Source organism: Spirosoma sp. SC4-14, from assembly GCF_037201965.1.
Classification (GTDB): domain Bacteria; phylum Bacteroidota; class Bacteroidia; order Cytophagales; family Spirosomataceae; genus Spirosoma.
In genome coordinates this window covers 5,370,985-5,386,880 of sequence record NZ_CP147518.1, presented here as the reverse complement: position 1 = coordinate 5,386,880, position 15,896 = coordinate 5,370,985, and the positions used below count along the sequence as shown (strand labels likewise).

At 47.8% G+C, this 15,896-nt stretch carries 16 protein-coding genes; 7 read left to right on the top strand and 9 right to left on the bottom strand.

All coding sequences use genetic code 11. The features are described 5' to 3' along the window. Position 1 precedes the first annotated feature (1 nt). The 3 genes from WBJ53_RS21990 to WBJ53_RS21980 all read left to right on the top strand — a co-directional run bounded on the left by WBJ53_RS21990 (position 2) and on the right by WBJ53_RS21980 (position 1,537). Positions 2 to 601, top strand: coding sequence for a hypothetical protein (locus tag WBJ53_RS21990; RefSeq protein WP_338870150.1), 600 nt, complete (start codon positions 2 to 4; stop codon positions 599 to 601). Positions 602 to 733: 132 nt separating this feature from the next. Continuing rightward, a complete protein-coding gene (locus WBJ53_RS21985) occupies positions 734 to 1,201 on the top strand; it encodes a hypothetical protein (RefSeq protein WP_338870148.1) in 468 nt (155 codons plus the stop codon). A gap of 18 nt (positions 1,202 to 1,219) precedes the next feature. Then, a complete protein-coding gene (locus tag WBJ53_RS21980; protein WP_338870146.1) occupies positions 1,220 to 1,537 on the top strand; it encodes a DUF3817 domain-containing protein in 318 nt (105 codons plus the stop codon). Positions 1,538 to 1,580: 43 nt separating this feature from the next. Here the strand turns inward: WBJ53_RS21980 and WBJ53_RS21975 are convergent, their stop codons facing one another. From WBJ53_RS21975 to WBJ53_RS21960, 4 genes are all read right to left on the bottom strand, one after another. Continuing rightward, complete coding sequence (locus WBJ53_RS21975; protein WP_338870144.1) at positions 1,581 to 2,702, bottom strand: alpha/beta hydrolase-fold protein; 1,122 nt, start codon at positions 2,700 to 2,702, stop codon at positions 1,581 to 1,583. A 112-nt stretch (positions 2,703 to 2,814) separates the two neighbouring features. Further along, positions 2,815 to 4,398, bottom strand: coding sequence for a Na+/H+ antiporter (locus WBJ53_RS21970; protein ID WP_338870142.1), 1,584 nt, complete (start codon positions 4,396 to 4,398; stop codon positions 2,815 to 2,817). Between the two features lie 160 nt (positions 4,399 to 4,558). Beyond that, positions 4,559 to 6,532, bottom strand: a complete 1,974-nt coding sequence (locus WBJ53_RS21965) for a M56 family metallopeptidase (RefSeq protein ID WP_338870140.1) — start codon at positions 6,530 to 6,532, stop codon at positions 4,559 to 4,561. Positions 6,533 to 6,538: 6 nt separating this feature from the next. After that, positions 6,539 to 6,943 (bottom strand): BlaI/MecI/CopY family transcriptional regulator, encoded by a 405-nt coding sequence (locus WBJ53_RS21960; RefSeq protein ID WP_338870139.1) that lies wholly within the window; start codon positions 6,941 to 6,943, stop codon positions 6,539 to 6,541. A gap of 177 nt (positions 6,944 to 7,120) precedes the next feature. Between WBJ53_RS21960 and WBJ53_RS21955 the strand changes: the two genes are divergently transcribed. Then, complete coding sequence (locus WBJ53_RS21955) at positions 7,121 to 8,659, top strand: serine hydrolase domain-containing protein (RefSeq protein ID WP_338870137.1); 1,539 nt, start codon at positions 7,121 to 7,123, stop codon at positions 8,657 to 8,659. A gap of 74 nt (positions 8,660 to 8,733) precedes the next feature. Here WBJ53_RS21955 and WBJ53_RS21950 read toward each other — a convergent pair whose 3' ends face one another. Further along, positions 8,734 to 9,027 carry a hypothetical protein gene (locus tag WBJ53_RS21950; RefSeq protein ID WP_338870135.1) on the bottom strand — a complete coding sequence of 98 codons (294 nt, stop codon included), beginning with the start codon at positions 9,025 to 9,027 and terminating at the stop codon, positions 8,734 to 8,736. Positions 9,028 to 9,151: 124 nt separating this feature from the next. Between WBJ53_RS21950 and WBJ53_RS21945 the strand changes: the two genes are divergently transcribed. After that, positions 9,152 to 9,865 (top strand): lysoplasmalogenase, encoded by a 714-nt coding sequence (locus tag WBJ53_RS21945; RefSeq protein ID WP_338870133.1) that lies wholly within the window; start codon positions 9,152 to 9,154, stop codon positions 9,863 to 9,865. Between the two features lie 202 nt (positions 9,866 to 10,067). Beyond that, complete coding sequence (katG, locus tag WBJ53_RS21940; protein WP_338870131.1) at positions 10,068 to 12,362, top strand: catalase/peroxidase HPI; 2,295 nt, start codon at positions 10,068 to 10,070, stop codon at positions 12,360 to 12,362. Between the two features lie 141 nt (positions 12,363 to 12,503). Here the strand turns inward: katG and WBJ53_RS21935 are convergent, their stop codons facing one another. The 4 genes from WBJ53_RS21935 to WBJ53_RS21920 all read right to left on the bottom strand — a co-directional run bounded on the left by WBJ53_RS21935 (position 12,504) and on the right by WBJ53_RS21920 (position 14,755). Continuing rightward, positions 12,504 to 12,800, bottom strand: a complete 297-nt coding sequence (locus WBJ53_RS21935) for a YtxH domain-containing protein (RefSeq protein ID WP_338870129.1) — start codon at positions 12,798 to 12,800, stop codon at positions 12,504 to 12,506. Between the two features lie 99 nt (positions 12,801 to 12,899). Beyond that, positions 12,900 to 13,625 carry a DUF4386 domain-containing protein gene (locus WBJ53_RS21930; RefSeq protein ID WP_338870126.1) on the bottom strand — a complete coding sequence of 242 codons (726 nt, stop codon included), beginning with the start codon at positions 13,623 to 13,625 and terminating at the stop codon, positions 12,900 to 12,902. Between the two features lie 20 nt (positions 13,626 to 13,645). Then, positions 13,646 to 14,095, bottom strand: a complete 450-nt coding sequence (locus tag WBJ53_RS21925; RefSeq protein WP_338870125.1) for a hypothetical protein — start codon at positions 14,093 to 14,095, stop codon at positions 13,646 to 13,648. A gap of 96 nt (positions 14,096 to 14,191) precedes the next feature. Further along, positions 14,192 to 14,755, bottom strand: coding sequence for a Crp/Fnr family transcriptional regulator (locus WBJ53_RS21920; protein ID WP_338870123.1), 564 nt, complete (start codon positions 14,753 to 14,755; stop codon positions 14,192 to 14,194). Positions 14,756 to 15,015: 260 nt separating this feature from the next. Here WBJ53_RS21920 and WBJ53_RS21915 point away from each other — a divergent pair, with 260 nt between their 5' ends. Beyond that, the gene (locus WBJ53_RS21915) at positions 15,016 to 15,873 is read left to right on the top strand and encodes a methylated-DNA--[protein]-cysteine S-methyltransferase (RefSeq protein WP_338870121.1); all 858 of its coding nucleotides are present in this window, start codon (positions 15,016 to 15,018) and stop codon (positions 15,871 to 15,873) included. Positions 15,874 to 15,896: the final 23 nt, after the last annotated feature.

The following is a 15,896-nucleotide window of genomic DNA, read 5'->3' as shown; positions in this document are numbered from 1 at the left end:
CATGCAATTAAATCAAATAAAAGCGACAATTAAATCAGGTCAAGAACAATTGACCTATAATAATAAGCCGTTGGACTGTTCGCTGCTTGACTTTTGGCGTTGGAGCGTTTCAGATATCCTTTCTAATGCGACTAGAGGACGATTTGCGGAATTTATAGTTGCGACAGCCACAAATATTGATAAGACTACTGTGCGAGACGAATGGGCAGCATACGATTTAGAAACTTCTGATGGTATTAAACTTGAGATAAAATCTGCAGCTTATGTTCAATCTTGGTTTCAAAGAGCATTTTCTAAAATTTCATTTAGCACAAAAGCTGCTTTACACTGGGACAGTTTAACCAATAAGCAATCATCTGAAAAGAAACGGTATGCTGACATTTACGTTTTCTGTTTATTATATCACAAGAACAAATTGACGGTTGACCCACTCAATATGAATCACTGGGAATTTTATATCATGGCAACAAAGGAACTTAATGAATACACCCGAAGCCAACATTCTATTACATTGAAATCGTTGCAACGGCTAACTAATTCTGTTCCTTATGGCAAATTATACGAGACGATTAAGGCAAAACACAAATTGAATGGCGAATGAAAATGCTTAGATAAACTTAGTTTCTAAAATTAAGGAAATGATTGATTTTGACTAAAACTATCCCGTTTCGGCCTAAACGCATTTCGGTAAGGTGCCAGACCTTTGTGGTCGTATTCAGGCTTCAGCAATTCCATGATTTATTCCATTCTTCTGGTTGTTCATAATGCCCTGCGATGGCTGGTTTTGGGAAGTTTATTGATCGCACTCAGTACCAGCTATTCGGGCTGGCTACGGGCGCGTTCGTACCGGCCTATCGATCAGGCAGTGCGGGTGATAGCTACGTCGATTGCCCATACGCAGTTGCTGGTTGGTTTTTATCTGTATGTTCAAAGTCCAATTGTAAGTTATTACTGGAAATTTTCGCCCGATGCCAGTCAGTCGCCCGAGTTTCGTTTTTTTAGTCTGATTCATATCGGACTAATGTTCACAGCAGTAGTGATTATGACCATCGGGTCGAGTAAGGCGAAACGACAGCCGACGTCACACCAGAAGTTTAAGACAATCGCTATTTATTTTACCATTACCCTTTTCGTACTTTTGATCGCTATTCCCTGGCCCTTTTCGCCCCTGGCAACCCGCCCATTGTACCGAACATTTTAAGTATACAAACGACTAATCATGCATTTTTTCAACTCGCTCAAAATCCGGCTTCGCGTTGTGGGTTTCGCCGAAGGGATTTCCTACCTGCTTCTGTTGTTTATTGCCGTACCACTAAAACGACTTGGTGGCCATCCTGAGGCCGTACAGATTCTGGGGCCAATTCATGGCGTGCTGTTCATCTGGTATGTACTGGTTATTATTCAGGCTAAAACCGAATATGGCTGGTCGGCAGGAAAAACGGCTATGGCTTTTCTGGCGTCGATTCTTCCGGGCGGAACGTTCTATGCCGATCATAAGGTATTCCGATTTTTACCGGCAACAGCGGAGGATGCTTAAACCTAAAAGGTTTTTAAAACCTTTTAGGTTTTGGGAAAAGCCCTTACCGAAACAGCAACGGGGCAATGTCGGTCAGGTTTCGTCGCCAGACCATGAACGTATGTCCGCCGGGCGTTTCCACCTCTTTAAACCTAACCTTTTTCGACGCCAGATATTCCTTGAAATGCTTGTTGTTCTGATACAGAAAATCATCGACTCCGCACGAAATCCAGAGGAGCTTTAGCTGTTTGTTGGCGCTCTCATCCAATTTCGGATAGGTTTTGGCGAAGACGTCCATCATTGCTTTTGTTTGCTCGTCCGGCGAAGCCGTTGCTGCCGGACGAGATCCTCCAAAACCAACTGCACTGCTAAAGCCGCCCACGTAGGCAAAATGGTCCAGGTTGTTCAGCCCGGTATAAAATGCCGTTCCACCACCCATCGACAAACCAACAATAGCCCGCTGGGTTCGATCTTTGGCGGCATTGTAGGTTTTTTCCAGTTGGGGTATGATTTCCTGAAGCACCTCGGCCGTATATTTCTCATTACCGCCGTATCCCAGCGTGTTAACCATAATCATGGGCCTGGCTTTGCCTTCTGCAATCAAATTATCCAGAATGATATTGGCCTGGGCATTTACGATCCACGACAGAGCCGTACCGGTGGCGCCGTGTAGCAGGAAAAATACCGGATAAGGTTCCTTGCGTTTGGGGTCGTAGTTGGGGGGCAGATACACATAATAATCGCGATCTTCGCCCATCACCGCCGACCGGTAGACATGGTGATCGACGATACCACGGGGTACGTCCTTGATCTCCCAACTCAGTGAAGCCGGTCCCGGCATATGCGCCAGACTCTGACCATTGCATTGATAACAGGGCTTGGCAACTGGATTGGCCGGGTCGGGAATACGAAGACCATCGACCACAAAGGCATAGTCATACACATCGGGTTCGAGTTTTTTAGTAAAACTCCAGACACCCTGATCGTCTTTTGCCATCGTTTCCTTCGACACACCTTCGATGTCGAGAATCACTTCCCTGGCGTTTGGAGCCCGCAGCCGGAAAATCAGTCCACCGTCGGTCACTTCCGGCGATTTAACCGGTGGCATTCGGGGAACCTGGGACAGGACCACTGTAGTCTGGAGCAGGAGACAACTGAAAAGAAGTTGCCAATTTCGTAGAGTCATAAGGTTTGTAAAGCAAGGGTTTAACAAATTGTTACGAATCTACTACGCTTTTCATTTATTATGTATTTTTTACATTAAGACTGGTGGCTTTTTTCAACTTAGCAGATACCGATTAAATAATCTTTAACCGTTCTTCTTCCAGGTCGATTTGATATAACTGCTGTCGAATTATTTCTTCGTCAATCTTCGGGTCTTTGTTTAGTTCGCTAAGGTACTGCCGCTGGCTTTCGAGCAATTCCACAAAAATGGCTTTCGTTTTTTCGTTCATCCAGCTATCATCGGTGGCTTTGGCTCGCTCTTCCCATTGGTTGAGAAATTTCTCCAGGCCGGTGTGGCCATTCAGTTCGTTTTCATATTTAGTTTTCAGAAACTGATATACATGCTGTTTTAACCCTTGCTTCATCTTTTGTCGGGCCTGTTTTTGGGATTCATCTTCGATTAAGCCGTCAAACAGGCCCGACCGGGTTATAAAATAAGGAAGTGTAAGCCCCTGCACCAGAAGTGTAAGTAGTATTACGACAAACGTAACAACTAGAATGAGATTCCTATTGGGAAAAGCGGTGCCATCATCTAACGTAATGGGAATGGCTAAAGCCGCAGCCAGCGATACCACTCCCCGCATACCTGTCCAGCCCAAAAGTAGGGGTAACAGCCAACGCCTTCGATTGGAACGGGCACGAGGCACTACGCCAGGACGAAAGATAATCGTAGCCAGTAAAGCGGCATACGAGCTAATCATTCTGGCAGTAATTAAGACACCCGTTATCAGCACGCCATAACCAATGGCAGTACTCAAGGGTATACCTTCAACGCGTAGCCCTTCAGCAATTTCGGGAAGCTCCAGACCGATAATTAAAAAAACAACACCATTCAAAATAAAGACAAAACTTTCCCAAACACTGAAGCTTTGAATACGACTGGCACTGTTAAGAAACACCAGTCGTCGGGCCGACATGAACAACCCCCCGCTCACTACCGCCAGTACACCCGAACAATGAGCCTGCTCAGCTATCCAGTACATAAAATAAGGCTCAATAAGCGTCAGAGCGATATGTGACTGGGCATCGAGAGGAAGGCGTTTATGGGCATTAACAAAAATCCAGGCGATCAACAGGCCAATGCCCGCACCACCTATAACCATCCATAAAAAACTTAGAGCGGCTTGCTGCCATATGAACTGCCCCGTACCAACTGCCACCAATGCAAAGCGGAAAATGATCAGCGAAGACGCATCGTTGAGCAGGCTTTCTCCCTCCAGAATAGCCGAAGTGGACTTAGGGATTTTGACAAATCTGGTAATAGCTCCAGTACTGACCGCATCGGGTGGGGATACGATTCCGCCTAACAGAAAACCTAAGGCAACCGTAAACCCTGGCAGGAACTGATGAGCCACTATCGCTACTGTTAAAGCGGAAAAAAACACGACCAGAAAGGCGAAACTACCGATAATACGCCACCATTTCTTCATTTCTTTGAATGAAACGGTCCAGGAGGCTTCAAACAAAAGTGGTGGCAGGAAAATAAAAAAGATAAGGTCGGGATTGATGCTCACCTGAGGTAGCCCTGGAATAAAACTGACGAGCAACCCGGCTATAACGAGTAGAATCGGATAAGCAATTTTTAGTTGGCTAGCCCACATGTTCAATAGCACAATGGCGGCTATCATGGTAAGCAAAAACGGTAACAGCGTGTGCATTGAGCTAGAGATAAATACAAATTAGGTTTCCCAAATTTAACTCTTCTCATCAACCTGGCACAAGTTCTATTCTATTTTGGAGATGGCAGTAAGTTGACACAACCCACTACCTTTCTCCGCACACGCTTAGTGTTGCAAACAGCAGGGCAGTTCGGACAGGTCAGCGACTTAGGTCCTTTTTGTCCAGAAAGATGCCCGTACCGACCATCTTTACCGGGCCGTAGTATAAGCCGTAGTTGGGCTTAATGCCAAACTGGGTTTTTAGTCGCTGTTGCAGGGCGTTGGCTTGCTTTTGTCCATTCACAATGAGTTCGTCGGTGCTTAACCCAAACCAGTCTATATCCGATGGGTCGGCAACTATTTTTTCGGCAACCAGCGCGGCAATCACGCCACGCACCCGCTCCTGATCGTGGCTTATATCGGGCAATATGGACTGCTTTTTCTTCTCCAGGTTCTGCACTTTCGCCAGGCTATCGGCTAACGAAAAACCCGATTTCTTCGATTGACTGAACGTTTTCTCCGGCTTGTCAGGGTTTTGGAGAGGTTCGAGCAATTTTTTCGAAGCTGGCATTTCCGTTTTTCCATTCAAACTCCGTTGCTCCAGATGAGCTTTTTTCGTCAAATACGCTTCTTTGTCTTGTTGCAACTGCTGGTCTCGTTCACTTTTCATGCTGGCAATAACCTGGTCGCGTTTTTTCTGCTTTTGCTGCCGTTTTTCAGCCATCGCACGATCAATCTGCTGCAGTAAATTTTGGTACTGGTTCAGATCTGTTGCTGGAATTGTTTTGTCGTTCACCTCAAGAGCGACCAGTTGGCTATTGGCAATGTTCAGATGGTATCGATTGCCCTGATCGTCCTTCACCCTCATTTCCCGATTAACGCTATCATGGTTGTTGTTGACAAACAGGATACTCGTAAAAATTCGGTTGCTATCGGACAGAACAACTGGCTCTTGCTCAAACTCCCTCTCCTGTTGACGCTTCGTCTGATTTGGCTTAGCAACAGACCGGATTGGATCTGTTGCTGTTAATGCGCCAGTGGAGATGGTGGTCGACTTTGTCTTGCCGACCTTTATCTGTTGATGAACTTCTGGAGTTGCTTTCGATACAAAAATGGAAACCAGCAACAGGAGCAATCCCGACAAGAGGGCAATTTTTTCGGCTACACTTAGTCGCTTATTTTCCTGTGTTGCCATGCGCCTGAGTCGATCCATCAGTTGCTGGTTCCGAAACCCCAGCGGCATGGCATAACTGGCAGGCTGGTAAGAATTGTTCTGAAAAGCCAGCAGGGCTTCCAGATAATGACGCTTGGTAGTTGTTTGAGCCAGCACCATGTCATCGCAACAAATTTCCCGTTCGTTGCGAATCAATGCGGAAATCCAGAGTAGGGTCGGGTTGAAAAAGAAGACCGTTTCGACCAGACTTTGCAGCAGGTTTATCAAATAGTCGCGCCGATATATGTGCGCCAGTTCATGCCAGAGTATGGTGTCGATCTGTTCAGCAGGCAATTGTGTCAACAAGCCAACCGGCACCAGAATGACCGGCTTCAGGATGCCAACCGTAACGGGAATTTTTGCTAACTGAGATTCAACTAAAGCAATTGATTGGCGGATACCCAACTGGCTGCTGAACGACTCAACTTTCTGTTGCCATTCCTTCGCCGGGGCATACACACCATACGACCGAATTCGCTCGATATAAACCAGTCCACTCACCATTCGCAGGCTTTTCAATACAAAAAACAACAGCCAGATCGCAACAATCCAATTGCTATTGACATTAATAAATTCGGTCAATCGCGCCCTTATCGATACTGTCTGAATGGAAACGATGTGCTGTTGCCGGGTTACCAAATCGGAAATTGGCGCGTAGTTTCTGGCTTCATTTTGGTTGATTTTTGCTTGTTCGGGAAGCACCCGTTCCTGATAATAGGCAACGCCGGTGGCCATGACAAACAGAATCAGACAGGCGCAGAGAAGCCGGTAGCGAAGGCGCGGAGACGAGTGTCGCGTGCTGGTAATAACTAGCCCGGCCAGAGCTGCCACAATCAGCCCGATCCAGAATGAGTGTATTAATGTCCAGCAAATGGCACTGACCTGCCGTTCTGAAAACCATTGGGTGAAAAGCGTTGTCATAACGGATTATTGCTTTTGGTCGATTTTTTTGATCAATTCCCGAAACATTTCCATATCGCTGGGGTCAATTTTTTTGTTGCCCAGCAACTGCATCATCAGACTACCTGCCGAACCATTGAACAGCGTATCGACCACCCGGTCTAATAAGGCTCCCTTCGTTTTCGATTCTTCAACGGCAGCCCAGTAAATATGCTTCATCTGACTTTCGTCTTTTTTCAAATAACCTTTTTCAACCATAATCTGCATCAGTTTCAGCGTCGACATATAAATGACCTTGCGCGTATGCTGATTCAGATGATCATTGACGAATCGGGCCGTGGATGGACCGTACTTCCAGAGGATTTGCAGAATCTCCAGCTCCGACTTAGTGGGTTCGGATGAAGAGGGATTTTCGTCTTTTGTTGTTTTCATGTAGTAAACGTAAGAAAGTTTTCTTAATAAACATAAGAAAACTTTCTTACTATGAAAAAAAAACCGTAAGCTTGCCACACGTTCTGGTAATCAACGCCCTATTGATAAGAAATTTTTCTTATCAATAGGGCCGTCCTAGTATGAATCGAAGCAAGTCAATCAAAACTCAAAATGACCATGACAACAAATGCCAGGTACAAAACCTTGTTTTTCATCGGACTGATGACTCTCACTATTTCTTCAGTGGCGCAACCCAACACAAGCCAGTCAAAAACGGCCCGTATCGACTCATTTCTAACCGCGCTGGCTACGCATAATCTGTTTAATGGAAGCATTTTGGTAGCCGAACAGGGAAAGATTATTTATCAGAAATCTGTTGGCTATGCCGATGTTAACCGGCATATGAAGAACACCGACACGGCCCAGTTTAACCTGGCCTCTCTCTCAAAACCATTTACGGCCATTGCGGTACTCCAGCTTGTGCAAAAGGGAAAGTTAAAGCTGGATGATCCACTAATTACCTACTTCCCCGATTTTCCCTACTCGTCCGTCAATATCCGCCATCTATTGACACATACCTCTGGTCTGCCCAGTCTGGAACGGCAGGAAGATGACTATATCAAAGCACATCCTGATGAGTTCATCAGCGCCCAAACCGTCTATGCGCATCTGATCGAACAAAAAAAAGCACTCGCTGGTCAACCCAGTGACGCCTGGCGGTATAATAATATGAATTATATGCTGCTGGCGATGCTGGTCGAAAAAATTGACCGAATGCCGTTTGCCGACTATATGCAGAAAGCTGTATTTACTCCGGCTGGCATGAAAAAGACCTATGTTCGAACGGCAACGATGCCCAATACCATTCGCTATACCCGCCCGACATTCTACTTTACGACCTATCACAATGTTGATTCGCTGGATCACAACCAGTTTTACACCTATTACCAACTGGGCGGATTGGCTGGTCCCGGTAATGTGGTGAGTACGATTCAGGATTTGTGGCGTTTCGACCGGGCTTTAGCTGCCGGAAAGCTTCTGAGCCCGGAGTTGATGCAACTGGCTTTTTCGCCGGTAACACTCAACAATGGAAAAGCATACCGGGCCGGTGAGAGTACTCGCTCATACGGATTAGGCTGGACAGTCTATCACAGCAAAACGGAACCCGTCAATAACTTTGTTTTTCACGATGGACATATTGTGGGCTTAACCACCTTTCTGCATCGTAACCTGACCAACGATCAAACTATCATTTTCTATGATAATACCGACAATAATCCAATTCAGGTCATGGTTTCGGTATCCAATCTGCTGAATGGGCTGGCTCCATTAGCTATCCAGTTTCGCCAATCGCTGGTGCGGGTATATGGCGAAGCATTGGTAAAGAAAGGGCCCGATTATGCCATCAGCAAATTCAATGAATTGAAAGACGATACCGCCCATTATTATGTTGATGAGCTGGAAATGAACCGCCTTGGCTTCGACCTGATGAAATCGTCGTTACCCGGTCATGAGGAACTTACGCTGGAAGTGTTCAAGCTCAATACGCTTCTTTACCCGAAAAGTGGCAATACCTACGACAGTTACGCTATTGCACTGGAAGGGGCTGGCCGGAAGGAAGAAGCCATCGCTATGTATCGAAAATCGGTTGTATTATGGCCCGGCAACGACGATGGCAAAAAAGCTCTGAAACGCCTGATGGAGCAAAAAGAGTGACGTTAGCCCTGTCAATTAAAAACGCGACAAGCCGGATTCTACGTCCGGCTTGTCGCATGGTAATATCGGTTGTACTATTTAAGTGCAGCAGCCGCTTCGGCGGCTGCTATATCGGCACTGTTTTTCTCGCCAAACGCATCGCGCTTACTCTCGAAGTATGAAAAAATTTCGTTGATCGAATCAACGTTCTCGGCGATTTTCGAGTGCATATCGCTAAGATTTTTCTCCAGCTTCGAATCGTTCAGACCATTCATATTATCCACTTCGATCTGACTGATTTTGGTAATGAGGGCTGTCTGGCTGTTTTGCAGATCTTCCAGTTCCCGAACCACTTTGTTCATCAGTTCAAACTTCTGTGCCTTGTCCATGTTGTTTCTGTTTTGTTGAGTATGCTTGTATTAACGACCCAGACATAAAATGGTTTTTTATGGCGTGAGGTATTTCTGGAATTGCCAGTACATTTGACGTACCTAAACCAGTCATAAAATCATCATGCATATCAAGCCCACCCGTACGTTTTCGCTGACGTTTGTAGCCGTTACATTGCTCGAAATTCTTGGCGATGGTTTCGATATGCGCGTGTTGCACTATGGATGCAAACCGCTGATTATGGCGTTGCTGATGCTGTATGTCTGGCAGTTCTGTCAGGCGGTTGGCTTCGTCGCTTACATTCGCTGGTTGCTTGCGGGCATGGCGTTCGCGATGCTGGGCGACATCCTGCTGATGATTCGGGAAGTCGATTTGTTTGCGTTAGGATTAGGGGCCTTTCTGATCATGCAACTCTGCTACAGTATTGCTTTCTGGAAGTCGATCCGGGCTGGCAGACAGACCATTACAGGTCGGTGGCTTATGCGAAGTGCTATTCCATTTGTTCTCTATCTGGTCATCTTTCTGCTTTTATTGCACCCTGCTTTTGTGGAGAATCCGGCTTTGGAACCCTTGTGGTGGCCAGTGGTTGTCTATGCCATTTGCCTGAACGGTATGGGCCTGTTAGCCGTCCAGCGGCAGGGATTGCCGGGCTATAACCAGGTTGTAACCGGTGCGCTGTTATTCATCCTATCCGACTCAGCCATTGCTGTCAATAAATTTCTGAGCCCGTTTGCGGGTTCTACCTGGCTGGTCATGACAACCTACGCAGCCGCTCAATATCTGATTATGGTCGGTATGATTCAGCAGGTAGGGAAAGAAATGAGGAACGGTTTATAGCTTACGGTTGCGCTGCCAATTTGCAGATACTCTATCCATGCAGTAAAACAGAATACCATAAACCAATATAAATATTGTCTATGCGATAATCAATTAAATCAATTTGATAGATAAGTAGCTTCCTGTTACTATTGTCTTGTAAAACAAATTGAAAAGAACAAAACAAACCACATTCGCGCTTAAACCAAATCTTTAGAACAAAATGGATAATATGTCAGGTGATATCAGCAAGTGCCCATTTCACAATGGGACAATGAAAACTGCTGAAAAAATTAGTGTAGCCGGTAACGGAACACAAAACCAGGATTGGTGGCCAAATCAATTGAAAGTAAATATTCTTCGTCAGAACTCGTCGCTGTCGAACCCAATGGGCGAAGAATTTAACTACGCCGAAGAATTTAAGAGTCTTGATCTGGAAGCGGTGAAGCAGGATCTTCATGCCCTGATGACCGATTCGCAGGATTGGTGGCCAGCCGATTTTGGACATTACGGACCGTTGTTTATCCGTATGGCGTGGCACAGTGCCGGTACCTACCGCACGGGCGATGGCCGGGGTGGTGCCGGGGCCGGTCAGCAGCGGTTTGCTCCGCTCAATAGCTGGCCCGACAACGTGAGTCTCGACAAGGCCCGCCGGTTGCTCTGGCCAATTAAACAGAAATACGGCCGCAAAATCTCCTGGGCCGACCTGATGATTCTGACCGGCAACGTGGCGCTGGAGTCGATGGGCTTCAAGACCTTTGGGTTTGCCGGTGGCCGTCCTGATGTATGGGAACCCGAACAGGATGTGTACTGGGGCGCTGAGAAAACCTGGCTCGGGGGCGACATCCGGTATGCGCATGGTTCCGACGGTGTGGTCGAAGATCATGGTGTGCTCGTGTCGGACGATAATGCCGACGGCGATATTCACTCCCGGAACCTGGAAAACCCGCTTGCGGCCGTACAGATGGGTCTGATCTACGTAAACCCCGAAGGGCCCGACGGTAATCCTGACCCTATTAAAGCCGCTAAAGACATTCGGGATACGTTCGGACGGATGGCGATGAACGATGAAGAAACCGTTGCACTCATTGCGGGAGGCCATACGTTCGGCAAGACTCACGGTGCTGCACCGGCATCGCACGTAGGTCCTGAGCCTGAAGGTGCCGATATTGAAGCACAGGGATTAGGCTGGAGCAATAGCTTTGGTACCGGTAAAGGGGGCGACACCATCACCAGTGGTCTGGAAGTTACCTGGACAAGTACGCCCACAAAATGGGGTCATGGCTTTTTCCAGAACCTGTTTGGCTTTGATTGGGAACTGACCAAAAGCCCGGCCGGTGCTCATCAGTGGAAACCTAAAAACAACGCTGGTGCCGGTACGATCCCCGACGCGCACGATCCGTCGAAGAGCCACGAGCCACGGATGCTGACCACCGACCTCGCCCTGCGATTTGATCCGGCTTATGAAAAAATCTCCAGACGTTTCCTCGAAAACCCCGACGCGTTTGCCGATGCATTTGCCCGTGCCTGGTTCAAACTAACCCACCGCGATATGGGTCCCCGCGCCCGTTACCTGGGTCCCGACGTACCGCAGGAAGAGCTAATCTGGCAAGATCCAATTCCGGCTGTTGATCACGAGCTGATCGATGATAACGATGTTGCTGCCCTGAAAGCGAACATTCTGGCTTCGGGACTGACCGTGTCGGAACTAGTGTCAACGGCCTGGGCTTCGGCTTCTACCTTCCGGGGGTCCGACAAACGGGGTGGTGCCAATGGTGCCCGCATCCGGCTGGCTCCTCAAAAAGACTGGGCGGTGAATAACCCTGCTCAACTAGCCAACGTGCTGGGTACGCTCGAAAGTATTCAGGAAGAATTTAACAGTACGCAGACGAACGGCAAAAAAGTGTCGCTGGCCGACCTGATTGTGCTGGCGGGTAGTGCTGCCGTCGAAAAAGCTGCGAAAGATGCAGGCCACGACATTACGGTTCCATTCACCCCTGGCCGAATGGATGCCTCACAGGAGCAAACCGATGTGGAATCGATGGCTGTGCTGGAGCCGCTGGCCGATGGTTTCCGCAACTACCTGAAAGCCAAATTCACAATCTCGACCGAAGAACTGCTGATCGACAAAGCGCAGTTGCTAACCCTGACGGCACCGGAGCTGACGGTTCTGATTGGTGGTCTGCGAATGCTGAATATCAATTACGATGGTTCTAAACACGGTGTTTTTACCGCGCAACCGGGCGTGCTGACCAACGATTTCTTTGTTAACCTGCTCGATATGAGTACCGCCTGGAAAGCGGTTGCCGATCATAAAGAAGTGTTTGAGGGCCGCGACCGCAAAACGGGCGAACTGAAATGGACCGGAACCCGTGCCGATCTTATTTTTGGTTCGAATTCCGAACTTCGCGCCCTGGCCGAAGTTTATGCAAGTTCGGATGCACAGGCAAAGTTTGTCAAGGACTTTGTAGCTGCCTGGACCAAAGTGATGAATCTGGATCGTTTTGATCTGGCTTAATCCAATACACTTAATTTTTAGCTTTCTCTAAAACGAAACACGCCGGACAAAAATGTCCGGCGTTGTTTTTTACGATTAAGGTTCGGCAAGCTGACCCTACCAGGGTTTCAAACCGTGGCACCGCTGCTTTCCGGCTAACCTCTACCCTTCAGGGGTTGGGCTTGGCGCGTCCGGTTTTTTTCCGAGCACATCGTTTATGGTAGCTTCGGCGTCGGGGAAATTAGCTTTCAGCACGTCGGCCAACTGCGTTTTTAGCTTCTCAAAATATTCCGGCGCGTTATCGATAGCCCCTTCGGCTTCTGACTTAAGTTGCATACCTTTTTCTTTCAGATCGGTCATAAGCTTCTGACCGTCTTCGGTTTGTGCGTATTTGTTGAGGGCCACTCCGGCGGCTGCTCCCAAAATAAACGTAGCTAAATGTTTGGCGTTAACTGGCATAGGTTCTATCTGGTTTAATGACCGATGTAACCTACTAAAAAGTTTTTAGTTCTCAATAGTAAAATACATCACCTGCTCTACCCGTCGTTGGAAGGTAAATTAGGCTTTCTGAACGGCGACCCTATCCAGACATCGAAACCGAACGCCTAATACCAACAGCCAGATCAGCCAAAGTGTACTACCCACTAAACCAGCCTGCTCCCAGACAGGAAAACCAGGCACAACAGTTGCAAACAGATCGCCCTGCGCCAGCAGGTAAATTGCCGAAGTTGTCAGGCCCAGGTAACTTATCCAGCGCGGAAATAAAGTCAGTCGACGTAAAGCCATTGACAGCAATACCGTATAGGAAATGGTCAGTAATTGGCCCAGATGCTCCCCCAGCACAACTCCGCCGTACTGATGAATAACCGTAAAAACAACTACAGTAGCCTGCCGGGTAGCTGGGTCGGTAGCCTGAACATACTGCGCTGCCAATACCGGCACCACAAACGGCCAGCGCAACAACCCAATGATTTGCACGATCCCCGAAATCACGCCCAGTGTTGTTGCCCACCGCAGATCAGGTTCTTCGGGTTCCAGTCTCTGCCCGATGCGTATATAAGCTTGCAGCAGAACCAAACCACTAATGGCAAAGAACCACCATACACCAATTAACAGACTTCCTCCCTGGTGAAAGCGGGTTAGGATGATACCGGGTTCGTAGCGTAGTATATTGGGATAGTCGAAGAGCATCGTTAAGGCCATATACGGAACGATGACCAGGCTAACCCCGGCGATAAGCAGGTTACCGATCTGACTAGCCGAGGGTAATGTAGCGGATTTCATTTGCCTAGGAAATGAGTTGATCACCAGTGAAAAGAATAGCTAATGCCGGGTGTAGGATTGATTCGAACCTCTTTGCCTTCAGCCGCTAAAGCGAGTACGCCCAATCGTATATTTAATCCTTGCCAGACCATCCATCGAAAACCAACCTCTGCCGAAAAGGCGTTTTGATCCTTATATTCGAGATTGAGTCCACGCAGGTACGAAGCCGATGCATAGAAGGAGGATGGATTTTCGCGTCGGTTAACGGCTAGAAACCAATAGGTCACCCCCGTTTTGGCAAATTTCGTGGTAACCCCCGCTGTAAGCGCGGTGATGTAGTAGCCCGCATGTACCGAAACATGGTTACGTCGGTATTCAAGGCCAATGGATGGATTACGAAATGCATTGATGGTGATTTCGTTGTGAGAAAATCGCTGAGCGGTGGCTATGTTGCAGAGCAGAAGAAAACTTGCCAGGAGGAATCGTTTCATATCGTCTTTTTGTGAATTGTTTGACGATACAAAATTGGTTGAGCACTCCGCCCAGAGTCCTGGACAAATGTCTAAATCGTTCGGAAGCAACGGGTTTTAGCGAATGTTTCCCCGAATGCGACTCAGATGTCGGGGTGTAACGCCTAAAATGGAAGCGAGATATTGAAGCGGTACTTCCTGCAACAAATGCGGTTCTTCGTCTATTAGTTTCTGGTAGCGTTGTTCGGCATTGAGAGTCAGTAGGTTATGTCGGCTTTCTTCAATGCAATTGATCTGTTCTTCGAGCAAAACCGTATAGAATGATTCAAACGCCGGGATACCTTGCCGCAATTGATTGAATGCCCGACGGTTGATTACCCAAAGCACACTATCCGTCAACGCCCGGATGGACTCGCGAGCAGGATTTTGTTTCAGGAAACTCCCCAGCGAAACCACAAAATCGCCCCGTCTGGCCGTATATGTAGTTAGCTCGTCGCCATTGCGGTCGGTGAAAAACTGAAATAACCCCTGCTCCACAAACGCCAACTGATCGCAAACGCGACCAATCTGCACAAAAAGCTCTCCCTTTTTCAGCTCCCGGCGACTGAACTCCTGCACAATAGCCATTTGCTGCTCATCTTCGAAGCCACATTCACCGAGAAACTGCCATAGATTATCCATTGAATTCTGGGTAGTTTTGTTTTTCTAAATTTACAAGGCATACGCAAGGTCTCGAAGCGCGGGTTCGTTGTGTGATTTGCGTATAACCTTCACGATCTCTGCGGTTTAGGCATTACGTTTGATTGGTAAAGTACGTAAAAGTTGGATGATAAAAGCTCAACTATCCAGAAGTGTGATGCTCATATAAAAAACTCCGCAAGAATCGGGTTTCTGGTCTGAGCAATTAGGGCGATTTTTGTAGAGTCAAAAACACAACTACAATGACAACCAACAGCACCTACACCTATCAGCAAATTGCCCGCGCCATCGAGCACCTGACCGCTACGTTTCAGGAGCAACCTTCGCTGAGTGAACTGGCCAGTGAGGTCAATATGAGTGAGTTTCACTTTCAACGGCTGTTTACCGAATGGGCCGGTGTCAGTCCCAAGAAGTTCGCTCAGTACTTAACCCTGGAACACGCTAAAACTCAACTTCGCCAGGGAGCACCCCTGGCCGATGCCGCTTATGAAGCGGGTTTGTCGGGTACGGGGCGTTTACACGATTTGTTTGTCACGATCGAAGGCGTCACACCGGGGCAGTTCAAACAGGCCGGTTCGGGGTTGCAGCTAGTCTACGGTGTGTTCGACAGTCCTTTCGGCGCGTATGTACTGGGAGCTATCAACGGTAAAATTGCGCTATTACATTTTTTGAACGAACACAGCGTTCCAGAAGAAATCTTAAAAGCCGCCTGGTCCGAAGCCTCACTGAATCATGATCCTGAAGCCGTTCAGGAACTGGCCGACCAGATATTTCCGGCTGTGGGCGAATCCAATTCGGTCTTCACCAAACCCTTGCCCGTATTGCTGCGCGGCTCGGCGTTTCAGTTGAAAGTGTGGGAGGCTTTATTGAAAATACCGGAAGGGCGGCTGGCCAGCTACGACCAGATTGCCGATGCCATTGGGCAACCCACAGCATCGCGGGCGGTTGGAACGGCAATTGGTTCTAACCCAATTGGGTATCTGATTCCCTGTCATCGGGTCATAAAGAAAACCGGGCTTTTTGGCGGCTATCGCTGGGGAGCCGAACGCAAACAGGCGATGCTGGGCTGGGAAGCCGCACGGGTAATAATTAGTGAATGAGTGATTGAGTGAGCGACTGGTTA

Excerpts from the sequence above, each read along its gene's own strand:
- WBJ53_RS21990 (WP_338870150.1), top strand. The coding sequence starts at position 2 with ATGCAATTAAATCAAATAAAAGCGACAATTAAATCAGGTCAAGAACAA.
- WBJ53_RS21950 (WP_338870135.1), bottom strand. The coding sequence starts at position 9,027 with ATGGACAAGGCACAGAAGTTTGAACTGATGAACAAAGTGGTTCGGGAA.
- WBJ53_RS21955 (WP_338870137.1), top strand. The coding sequence starts at position 7,121 with ATGACAACAAATGCCAGGTACAAAACCTTGTTTTTCATCGGACTGATG.
- WBJ53_RS21925 (WP_338870125.1), bottom strand. The coding sequence starts at position 14,095 with ATGAAACGATTCCTCCTGGCAAGTTTTCTTCTGCTCTGCAACATAGCC.
- WBJ53_RS21985 (WP_338870148.1), top strand. The coding sequence starts at position 734 with ATGATTTATTCCATTCTTCTGGTTGTTCATAATGCCCTGCGATGGCTG.
- WBJ53_RS21965 (WP_338870140.1), bottom strand. The coding sequence starts at position 6,532 with ATGACAACGCTTTTCACCCAATGGTTTTCAGAACGGCAGGTCAGTGCC.
- WBJ53_RS21915 (WP_338870121.1), top strand. The coding sequence starts at position 15,016 with ATGACAACCAACAGCACCTACACCTATCAGCAAATTGCCCGCGCCATC.
- WBJ53_RS21935 (WP_338870129.1), bottom strand. The coding sequence starts at position 12,800 with ATGCCAGTTAACGCCAAACATTTAGCTACGTTTATTTTGGGAGCAGCC.
- WBJ53_RS21970 (WP_338870142.1), bottom strand. The coding sequence starts at position 4,398 with ATGCACACGCTGTTACCGTTTTTGCTTACCATGATAGCCGCCATTGTG.
- WBJ53_RS21920 (WP_338870123.1), bottom strand. The coding sequence starts at position 14,755 with ATGGATAATCTATGGCAGTTTCTCGGTGAATGTGGCTTCGAAGATGAG.
- WBJ53_RS21980 (WP_338870146.1), top strand. The coding sequence starts at position 1,220 with ATGCATTTTTTCAACTCGCTCAAAATCCGGCTTCGCGTTGTGGGTTTC.
- katG (WP_338870131.1), top strand. The coding sequence starts at position 10,068 with ATGGATAATATGTCAGGTGATATCAGCAAGTGCCCATTTCACAATGGG.
- WBJ53_RS21975 (WP_338870144.1), bottom strand. The coding sequence starts at position 2,702 with ATGACTCTACGAAATTGGCAACTTCTTTTCAGTTGTCTCCTGCTCCAG.
- WBJ53_RS21960 (WP_338870139.1), bottom strand. The coding sequence starts at position 6,943 with ATGAAAACAACAAAAGACGAAAATCCCTCTTCATCCGAACCCACTAAG.
- WBJ53_RS21930 (WP_338870126.1), bottom strand. The coding sequence starts at position 13,625 with ATGAAATCCGCTACATTACCCTCGGCTAGTCAGATCGGTAACCTGCTT.
- WBJ53_RS21945 (WP_338870133.1), top strand. The coding sequence starts at position 9,152 with ATGCATATCAAGCCCACCCGTACGTTTTCGCTGACGTTTGTAGCCGTT.